The sequence below is a fragment of the Ligilactobacillus araffinosus DSM 20653 genome (assembly GCF_001435375.1).
GTDB lineage: Bacteria > Bacillota > Bacilli > Lactobacillales > Lactobacillaceae > Ligilactobacillus > Ligilactobacillus araffinosus.
In genome coordinates, this window is the sequence record NZ_AYYZ01000017.1 from 18748 (window position 1) to 29021 (window position 10274).

General features: G+C 30.8%; 10 protein-coding genes. All 10 read left to right on the plus strand.

The window, feature by feature from the left end:
- The first annotated feature begins 4 nt into the window (after positions 1-4).
- The gene (locus FC64_RS03100) at positions 5-1003 is read left to right on the plus strand and encodes a glycosyltransferase family 8 protein (protein ID WP_235804832.1); all 999 of its coding nucleotides are present in this window, start codon (positions 5-7) and stop codon (positions 1001-1003) included.
- A 23-nt stretch (positions 1004-1026) separates the two neighbouring features.
- Positions 1027-1809 (plus strand): YveK family protein, encoded by a 783-nt coding sequence (locus FC64_RS03105; RefSeq protein ID WP_057906497.1) that lies wholly within the window; start codon positions 1027-1029, stop codon positions 1807-1809.
- 18 nt (positions 1810-1827) lie between these two features.
- Positions 1828-2628, plus strand: coding sequence for a CpsD/CapB family tyrosine-protein kinase (locus FC64_RS03110; protein WP_057906498.1), 801 nt, complete (start codon positions 1828-1830; stop codon positions 2626-2628).
- 20 nt (positions 2629-2648) lie between these two features.
- Entirely contained in the window at positions 2649-3425 is a 777-nt protein-coding gene (locus FC64_RS03115) for a tyrosine-protein phosphatase (protein WP_057906499.1), read from the plus strand.
- 69 nt (positions 3426-3494) lie between these two features.
- On the plus strand, positions 3495-4481 hold the full coding sequence (locus tag FC64_RS03120) for a glycosyltransferase family 2 protein (protein WP_057906500.1): 987 nt from the start codon (positions 3495-3497) through the stop codon (positions 4479-4481).
- Between the two features lie 18 nt (positions 4482-4499).
- Entirely contained in the window at positions 4500-5669 is a 1170-nt protein-coding gene (locus tag FC64_RS03125) for a hypothetical protein (protein ID WP_057906501.1), read from the plus strand.
- On the plus strand, positions 5662-6693 hold the full coding sequence (locus FC64_RS03130) for a DUF6625 family protein (RefSeq protein WP_057906502.1): 1032 nt from the start codon (positions 5662-5664) through the stop codon (positions 6691-6693). The genes FC64_RS03125 and FC64_RS03130 overlap by 8 nt, the downstream gene beginning before the upstream one ends.
- Before the next feature lie 18 nt (positions 6694-6711).
- A complete protein-coding gene (locus tag FC64_RS03135) occupies positions 6712-7734 on the plus strand; it encodes a glycosyltransferase (RefSeq protein ID WP_057906503.1) in 1023 nt (340 codons plus the stop codon).
- A gap of 101 nt (positions 7735-7835) precedes the next feature.
- Entirely contained in the window at positions 7836-8726 is an 891-nt protein-coding gene (locus FC64_RS03140) for a capsular polysaccharide synthesis protein (protein WP_057906504.1), read from the plus strand.
- A gap of 46 nt (positions 8727-8772) precedes the next feature.
- Positions 8773-10274, plus strand: a 1502-nt coding sequence (locus tag FC64_RS03145) for a KxYKxGKxW signal peptide domain-containing protein (protein ID WP_202987245.1), incomplete at its 3' end; no start/stop codon positions are given.

The following is a 10274-nucleotide window of genomic DNA, read 5'->3' on the forward strand; positions in this document are numbered from 1 at the left end:
TTAAGTGGAAGATTACGAAATAGTTTATGCCGCAGATGATGGCTTTGCGCCAATTATGGGGGTTTCTTTGTTGTCACTTTTAGAAAATAATCAAGACCTTGAAAATTTGCGGGTTACAATTTTTGATTCGGGGATTTCAAATGAGAATAAGGGAAAAATTGAGGAAGTTTTTCGAGAGTATAATCGAAAAGGACCAAGGTGGATAAAGCCGGTTGATATCCAACAGAAATTGTCGATAGATGTTAAAACGGATCGAGGTTCTTTGGCTCAATATTCTAGGTTATATATTCAAGATTATTTCGGTGATGATATAAAAAGAATTTTGTATTTAGATTGTGATACTTTAATTGTGAACTCAATAAAAAATCTTTTTGAAATAGACCTAGGAACCAATATTATTGCTGGAGTTAAGGATGCTTTTAGTAAGTATTATCGAAAGAATATAAATCTTTCGGAAAATGATATGATGATCAATTCTGGGGTCTATGTTGTTGAATTAAATAATTGGCGTAATAATCATGTTGAAAGCAAAATTTCAAAGCTTTTGATTGCGAAGAAAGGTAAAGTTCAGCAAGGGGATCAGGGAGTACTTAATTGTGTATTAAGTGGGAAAATATTTACTTTATCACCAGATTATAATTTGATGTCAATTTTTTATGAGTATCCGTATGATAAAATGATAAAGTATCGAAAACCAGTTAATTTTTATAGCCAAAGCGAAGTTGACGAGGCTAAGAAAAATCCAACAATAGTTCATTATACAAGTGCTTTTAATACCATCCGTCCCTGGTTTAAGGAAGCGACACATCCTAAAACACAAGAATGGATAAAATATTATAAAATAAGCCCATGGAAAGATATTCCCTTAAAAAAGGATCAGAAAAAGGGAATCAAAAAAATATTATTTAACATGTATAATTTATTACCAGATCGATTATCATTATGGATGGCGTCAGTATTTCAAATTTATGTGCGTCCATTAAAGAATAGAATATTTAGTTAAATGGATTAAGGAGATATTATTCAATGGATAATAGTGAAAATAAGGAAAGATATTTCAATTGGGAAGATATCCTGAACGAAATTCGGAAAAACATTGGACAGATTGTTTTATTTGGAATTAGTGGTTTAGTAGTTGTTTTGTTGATTATGTTATTTTTTATAACTCCTAAATATACAGCGACGACGGATATCTTAGTTAGTCAAAAGATTAATAATGATGCGATGCAATGGAATGCACAGCAGACAGATCTTCAAGCGATCAATACATATAAAGATGTTTTAAAGAAAAACATTATTTTAGAACCAGCCTTAAAAGAGTTGCAAAAGAAAGATCATTATCAAGGAAATATTAACAGTTTAAGTAAGGACATTTCAGTATCAAATCAAGTGAATTCATTGGTAATTAGTATCAATGCAAAAGCTAAGAGCCCAGTAATTGCTGCAGATATGGCAAATACGGTGAGTGAGGTATTTAAAAGAAAAATCACTAAGATGATGCACATTAATAATGTAACAATTGTTTCAAGTGCAACCCCAAATGATAAGCCAGTATCGCCAAATTTAAAAAAAGGTGCAATTATCGGTTTACTTGCGGGTCTTTTAATCGGGATTGTTAAAGTGATATTAATGTTAGGCTTAGATAATACGGTTAAATCAGAAAAGTACTTATCAGATGATTTAGGTTTAGTAAATTTAGGTGTTGTTTATCATATGAATTTCAATGATAAAGATTATGGTGTTGCCAAGGTCATTGCTCGTAATCGGATGAGTTCAGAAAATGATAACGAACAGAGTAAACGGGTATAGAGTTTAGGAGAGTGAACAATGAGTATTAAGGATTTATTTAACAGAAAAAAAGAGCTTGATACAACAAGTATGGAAAAAGGAATCTATCTTGTTACTGTCGCTAAACCTAAATCGGTAGATACTGAACAATTTAATACGATTCGTACGAATATTGCTTATTCAAGTGCTGACCAAGACTATAAAAGCATTATGATAACTTCGTCTACAGCTTCGGAAGGAAAATCGACAATTTCAGCTAATGTTGCGGCTTCATTTGCGAAACAAGGACTAAAAGTGCTATTAATTGATGCTGATCTACGACGTCCGACAATTCAAGCAACTTTTGGAATTGCTGATTCACGCGGATTAACGAACTTTTTGACTGATCGAGATTTTAATATTAATGATGTTCTTTATGGAACAACGGTAAACAATTTATATGTAATGCCGAGTGGACCAGTTCCACCTAACCCGTCGGAACTAATTGGTTCAAAGCGGATGGAAACGTTGCAAAGTGCATTAGAAAATAACTTTGATTTAGTTATCTATGATGCTCCGCCAGTCTTATCGGTTACCGATGCTCAATTAATTGCAGCACGAGTTGATGGAACTATTTTGGTTGTTCGCCAAAATATTGCTAATAAGAATGCCGTACATGACGCTGTTGATGCTTTGAAACATGTTGGCGGGAAAATCATTGGGACTGTATTAAATGATGTTAAAATTGAACATAATGGGTATTATGGCTATGGTTATGGCTATGGTTATGGTTACGGAAATGAAAATGACGATTCAAAGACTCATAGTCATCGTAAACATCGTAAAAAATCAAGGCACTAGAGGATTAAGGTGGATAAATCGTGGAATTTGAAAAAATAGTTGATTTGCACTGTCATATTTTACCAGAAATTGATGACGGATCACCTAATTTGGAAAGTTCATTGATGTTAGCAAAACAAGCTGTTAGTGATGGAGTAACCCACATTTTATGTACGCCGCATCATTTAGATAATGAGTATGTAAATCATAAAAATGATGTGATTAGGGCAACTAATGAATTTCAAGAAAAATTAAATGCTTATCAAATTCCATTGCGTGTTTTTCCAGGACAAGAAGTACACATCAATGGTAACTTAATTTCCAAATATGATGATTTATTAGGAATTGATGCGAATAAGCGATATATGCTACTTGAATTTCCACATGGAAATGTTCCAGAATATGCTGAACAAATGATTTTTAAATTAAAAAAATTAGGAACGACACCTGTAATTGTTCACCCTGAAAGAAATAGCGAAATACAAAGTAATCTTGAATTGTTATATAACTTCATTAAGAAGGGCGCGTTAGCCCAGGTTACAGCTACAAGTTATGTTGGCGGTTTTGGTGAAAAAGTTGCTAAAATATCAAAGAAATTGGTAGAACATAATCTGGTTCAAATTGTTGCTTCAGACGCACATACATTAAAAGGGAGAAAGTTTGTGCTGCATGAAGCATTAGATCAGATTGCAGAAGATTTTGGAGAAAATAAGGCTATTCAATTTGAAAAAAATGCTGAAGATTTGATTAACGGTGAACGCGTTGTGGCACATGATTATTCACCAATTAAGAAGAAAAAAAGATTTTTCTTCTTTTAAATCACAGATAGAAAGGGATGGCTATTAAGAAGCTGTTCCTTTTTTTATAAAAAAGAAAGTAGGATATAAATGAAAACACTTACAATTTCGATTGCGGCATATAATGTTGAGAAAACGTTAGAAAAAACGCTTAGTTCTTTGAATGATCAAAGATTTTTAGATGATATCGAAGTTTTAATTGTTGATGATGGATCAAAAGATAATACAGGAGAAGTAGCGATGAAATATGAAAAAATCGCACCAGATACTTTCAAGTATGTGAAAAAAGACAATGGTGGTCATGGATCAACAATTAATAAAGGGATTGAGTTGGCAACTGGAAAATATTTTAAAGTGTTAGATGGTGATGATTGGATTAATACTGAAAATTTTGTAAAATTCATTGATCAATTAAAGAATGAGACTGCGGACTTAATTTTAACAAAGTATGCACGGGTATTCCCAGATAATCATGAAGAAGTAATTGAGAATTTAAAAGGGTTTGATAAAACTAAAATTTATAATATGAATGATGAGTTTGATATTCCGCGAATTGAAATGCATATGATTACTGTTAAAACGCGGTTATTGAAAGATAATAACGTAAACATTACAGAAAATAGTTTTTATGTTGATCAAGAATATAATGTGTGGTCATTATATCTTGCTCAGACTTTAAAGGTTTATGATTATGTAGTTTATATGTATCGCTTTGGAATTGCTGAACAAAGTGTATCTAAGGAAAAAATGCTAAAAAATGTAGATATGCAAGTGAACATTGCTTTAAACTTGATGAAAATGTATGAAAACTTTAAAATTCAAGGAATGACTAAAAATAAAGACAAATTAACGTTTTCATGGGTAACCCATGCAGTGGCAGCAATTATGCGAACATACTTATTAATGAATTCATCAAAGCAAGCAAGAAAGAAAGTTAAAGAATTTGATCAAAAAGTCCAAAGCCAATCACAGGCTATTTTTAATCAATTAAATAACGATTTGTTTATCAAATTAATGCGGTCAAATGGTTTTATTTTTAATTTAGTTCGAATGGCATATTTAGTATATAAACGATAATAATATAGGTGTTACTTTATGGATACGATAGTAAATGAAAGAAAACAAAATCTTGGTGAAAAGGTATATTTAATTGCTTTAGTTTTTGGAATTAGCGGCTCTCTTTTATTAGGAACAATGTTTTCGTGGGCTCCGCATGCAATTTATTTAATTCGAATAGGCATAATACTTTGTATTGCTAAGTCATTATTTATTGATCGGTATACTCTAAAACAATTAGGAGCTTATGTAATTTGTTTAGGAGCCGCCATACTAAGTTATGATGCTGCACGGCATGACATGTTATTAATCATTCCGTTTATATTTGCAGCTAAAGACGTTAATTTTAAAAAGATAATGAGGGTATATTTCATCACAGTATTAGCTTTATTATTAGTTGTAAATATTTCAGCATTAATGGGTAAAATACCTAATTTGGTTTTTTGGAGAGACGGAAAACCTAGAACGTCATATGGATTTACATATCCTACTTTAGAAGCAGCACATATTTTTTATTTTATACTAGCATACACTGTATTTAAAAAATTTAAACTTAACTTAATAGAAGATATAGCAATTGCGGTTGCAGGATGGTTTATTATTTCTAAGGCCAATGCACGATTAGATGGATATTTGACATTTACACTTTTGTTTATCTTAATTTTTAGGAAGCCAATATTTAAATTATTAAATAAAATAAACAATTTTATCCCTGCAATAGCAGTTGTCATTTTGATAATAGGATATATATTCTTGGCTAGAAATTATAATTCAATAAATCCAAATGAATTTAACCTAAATAATATATTAAGTAATCGTCTATATCTAACTCAACAGGGATTATTACGTTATCCAATATGTCTTTTTGGAAACCATGTTCAGATGCAAGGGTTTGGTGGATATGCTGGTCTAGCAATGACCCAAAATAGCTGGATGGTAAAAAATTATTTTTATATTGACAGTTCTTTTATACAAACGTTATTAATTAATGGACTAGTTCTTTTTATAGTGATGATAGTAGTTTTTTCATATTTGACATACAAAAGTATGAGTGAAAAAAGATACTCTTTTGTAATTGCAATGTTACTTTTAACAATTGCTGGTTTAATTGAAAGTTTTACAATTCAACTTTCATACGATATTTTTGTAGTTATGATATTAGCAGATATTAGTTTTGGGGTTAAAGAAAGGAATGGAAAAAATGAATAAAGTTGCAATGATTATTCCATATATTGGTAAATTTCCTAAGTATTTTGATACAACAATTTATACGTATAGTAAAAATCAAAATATTGATTGGTTTTTCTTTACTGACCAACCAATAGAAAAATACAATGGAAAATATAAAAACATCTTTTTTAATAAAATTACTTTAGAAGAAATAAAGTATAGAGCTGAAATTGTAAGTGGAAAACGGGATATCGAATGTGATGCTCCATATAAGTTATGTGACTATAGGCCTCTTTATGGTGAAATATTTAATAAGTATGTATCTGACTATCAGTACTGGGGATATTGTGATATTGATACTGTATTTGGGGATATAGAGAAATTTATTAACGGTCCGATTCAAAAAGAATATGACAAAATTGGAAATTGGGGACACTTTACTATTATCAGGAATACGCCTGAGATTAATCATCGTTATATGCTTTCAATTAAAGAAAATGGTCATCAAATAAATTTGTTTAACAAAATGACAGAGACAAATGATGCTACTTATTTTGATGAAACATCAGGAATTAACAAAATTTATCAATACTACGGATTTGAAAATTATATAAATAAAGATTTATGTGGGGATATTCTCTATGAAAATTTAGATTTGTATTCAAATGATAAGAGATTTGTTAAATCAAGACGAATGTGTTTTTTGTGGAACAAAGGAAAGACATATTTAATTTATAAAAATAAGGGTAAGATTTTATTTAATGAGTATGGTTATATTCATCTACAAAAACGAAAAGTGTTTACTAATTTTATTTCGAATTTGGATAATTTAAATACATTTGTAATTACAACAACAGGGTATCATCCAATAAATAAAGTAAATAAGGAAACATTAGAGTATTGGATGGATGAAAATCATTCGTCATTTGATGCAAGAGTTAAATATTTAAGTAAATGGTACTTTAAGACTAATAAATTTACAGATGTAAAGATAGGGAATGTTTATTTACCAATTAAACATATTTTATGGAGAATTTTAAAACAAAAAGATTTTAGAATCTAAGGTTGGGAGCTTGTCAAATTGAAAAAAATAGTAATTACTTCTGTATTAAATCGAAATGGGCAAAATGCTGGATCAAAAGCTAAAAATGATGATCGAAATATTTTAGTAAATAACGGTTTTGTTCCTCTTGATATTGTGGTGCCTGAAGATAGGGTGAGAAAATTACTTTTTTCTAAAATCGATATTCCAAAGCTTATTAAAGAAAATAACGCTGATGAATATATTATCCAATATCCATTATATTCAATGATTGTTATAAGAAGTGTTATCGAGTCTATTAAAGCAAATAATAAGAATTCTAAAATCATTTTATTAATTCATGATGTAGAAGCCTTACGTCAAAGAAAGGGGGATCAAGCATATACCAATAAGGAGGTTCAAATTTTCAACGAAGTAGATGGAATTATTGTTCATAACTTATCAATGAAGAAGTACTTAAAAGCAACAGGAGTTCATGTGCAAATGATTGAACAGAACCTTTTTGATTATCTTAATGACGCACCAATTAAAGTAAAGAAAGAATATAATAGAGAGATTTGTTTTGCGGGAAATTTAAGCAAAGCAGAATTTCTAAATAAGCTCAGATTTAATAAAATACGTCTTAATGTATATGGTGCTCCTAAATCAAAAAAAATTTATAAAGAAGGAATTTTCTACAAAGGATCATTTGATCCAGATGAATTACCAAGATATCTTGAAGGCGATTTCGGTTTAGTTTGGGATGGGGATTCTTGTAAGACTAATACTGGAATTTTTGGGGAGTATACTCGTTTTAATTCTCCACATAAAGCATCCTTATATTTAAGTACTGGGATTCCAGTAATTGTATGGGATGAGGCGGGAATTGCTCCATTTATTCAAGAAAATAGACTAGGAATTGTTGTTGGTAGAATTGATAACTTAGATGAAGTTTTAACTAAAATTTCACATGAAGAGTATCAGGCTATTCAACTTAATGTTCAAAATTATGCTAAAAAAATCCGAAAAGGAAAGAATTTATTGGATTCATTAAGAAAAATGGAAAATAGATTATTCAGTTAATTGCCTATTTTTGAGATTTTAAACTTTAAAGGCTTTGATCAAAAATATGTAAAAGTGCTTCAATTGTTGTATAATCATAAATTCCGAAAGGTTGGTTTTAATTGGATAATTTTAATAAGTTATGTATGTTAAATTCTAAAGTGATTAGAAAATTGCATGCACCAGTCAAAATTCAAAGAAAATTTAACAAATTTCGACATGATCGAATTAAAAGAAAATTACAAAGTTATTTAATAAATGCTGATTATCATAATGAAACAAAATCCAAAGAAAACTCAAAGATAATTTGGGTGTTTTGGGCACAAGGATATAATTCTATGCCGGATTTGGTTGCAAATTGTATTAAAACCATTCAGAAAAATAAAGGCAATGCAAGGGTTATCTTATTGACTAGTGAAAACTTCGATAATTATGCAAAACTTCCTAATTATATTATTAATAAGTTTAAAAATGGAACTATTAGTCCAATGTTTTTTTCGGATGTATTAAGATTTAACCTGTTAAGAAATTACGGAGGACTTTGGCTTGATGCAACTGATTTTGCAATTGATACTGTGTCAGATGATTACTTTTCGGGTTTATGTACAGTTTCAGGGATTCCCGACAATGAACATTTTTTTGTTGCAGAGGGAAGATGGCATACTGCATTATTTGGCGGTCCTAAAGAGCATCCACTTTTTCAATTTATGGATAATTTTTTTGCAAGTTTTTGGAAAGAAAATGATGAATCGGTTGATTATTTCATGACGGATTATGCGTTAGATTATGCATATGTAAATAATATTGGTAATTTTAAAAATTATATTGAATTAAATAGGGGAAAAGTTGATCCTAACTTTGTAAAATTACAATTATATTTAAATAGAAAATTTGATTATGATAAATGGAAAAGTTTAACGAAAAATACGCGAATATTTAAACTTACGTATAAAATGAAATTAAATAAAAAAAATAATACATTTTATAGATTTATCATCAAAAAAAATATATAATACATAATGTATAATATTTAATCTAATAATAAAGAGGCTAGTAGAAATGAAAGGAAAGTATTTAGGCGAATCTAAGACTCATTATAAGATGTACAAAAAAGGAAAGACATGGGTTACCATGGGAATTACCCTCCTTTCGGTTGGATTGGGGTTGGAGTTTGGTTCATCTGCTAATGCAGACGCTGTGAGTGATGTATCAAACTCAAGTAACAATAGTTCAGTGGCAAATAAAAATACCTCATCACAAGCTAATGTGGTTCAGTTGAAATCAAGTTCAGCTAAGACTTCAGTAGCAAACACACAATCAAGTTCAGCTAAGACTTTAGTAGCAAACACACAATCAAGTTCAGCTAAGGCTTCAGTAGCAAACACACAATCAAGTTCAAAGCAAAATATGTCATCTGCTGTAAAGACTGCTTCACCACGTGAATCACAGCCAATTAATTTTGCTGTTAAAAATAGCGCTTCAACGGTAAACACAACATCACAACAAAGTGTTTATGATGGTCAATCAGGAGAACCAACAAATCGTAGTCAAGCGGGAAAAGACATTCAAAATGCTGATAGTATGCAAATCTATTTGATAAATAAGGAAAATGGTAAAGTATTGGATCAGCGTGAAGCACTTTGGAACTCTTCATCAAAAGAAAATAATACATATTACGGTGATAATTTTAATGGTAATACTAGCGGAGTTACTTTTACATCTCCAAACGGTGATGTAACGGTTCACCCTCTTGATGGTTGGAAATTTGATATTCCATATACTGAATGGTTCGATAATCAACGTAACGGTGTCCAGAGCACAGATACTATTAAAGATGACAACGGAAATGTGAAGGCAACATCAACAGATGGATATTGGTCAAAGGAACCTACATCTAATGCGATTACTTTCTCTTTTGCAAATGCCCAGAAGGTAACCAATGGGACACTTAAACATTCAAAAGATGATGCGATTCAATTATTTATGTCACCTATCAATGACAATGATGGAAATACAGAATCACATCCAACGCCGCAAAAAGATAGTTATCAGGTGGTAATTAATTGGGTAAACACGCAATATCCAAATAATAATAAAAATAGTGAAGATAATGTTCCTGATGGTCAAGTTATTGGTCAAACTGTAATGAATCTTGACTATGGTAAATATGGTTCAAATGGGCGAGACGTCCTCCGTGGAATGTATAATGCTAATACAAACCCTGTTGGGGACTATCAGGTATATGCTCCAGATGGATACAGATTTGCATTTCCTAATGAAGTTGAAAACTCATATTTAACTTCAGGAGAAAATGGGCATGTAGCTCGTTATAGTACATGGGATCAAACTGGACACTTCCATTGGAATAACTATCAAACTGTAGTAAAAGTTTATGTTACTACGGATTCTAGTTGGAAGCGCCCAGCAAATGCTGCTGATGGATATGTGCCGATGTGGAAAGATGCTTCAACAACCAGCAAGCCAGCTGCAAGTACAACAGTTAATAAGCCAGCACAACAACCAGCTGCAAGTACAACAGCTAACAAGCCAGCACAACAACC

Coding starts and splice junctions, on each gene's coding strand:
- FC64_RS03105 (WP_057906497.1), top strand. CDS start 1,027: ATGGATAATAGTGAAAATAAGGAAAGATATTTCAATTGGGAAGATATC.
- FC64_RS03110 (WP_057906498.1), top strand. CDS start 1,828: ATGAGTATTAAGGATTTATTTAACAGAAAAAAAGAGCTTGATACAACA.
- FC64_RS03120 (WP_057906500.1), top strand. CDS start 3,495: ATGAAAACACTTACAATTTCGATTGCGGCATATAATGTTGAGAAAACG.
- FC64_RS03125 (WP_057906501.1), top strand. CDS start 4,500: ATGGATACGATAGTAAATGAAAGAAAACAAAATCTTGGTGAAAAGGTA.
- FC64_RS03130 (WP_057906502.1), top strand. CDS start 5,662: ATGAATAAAGTTGCAATGATTATTCCATATATTGGTAAATTTCCTAAG.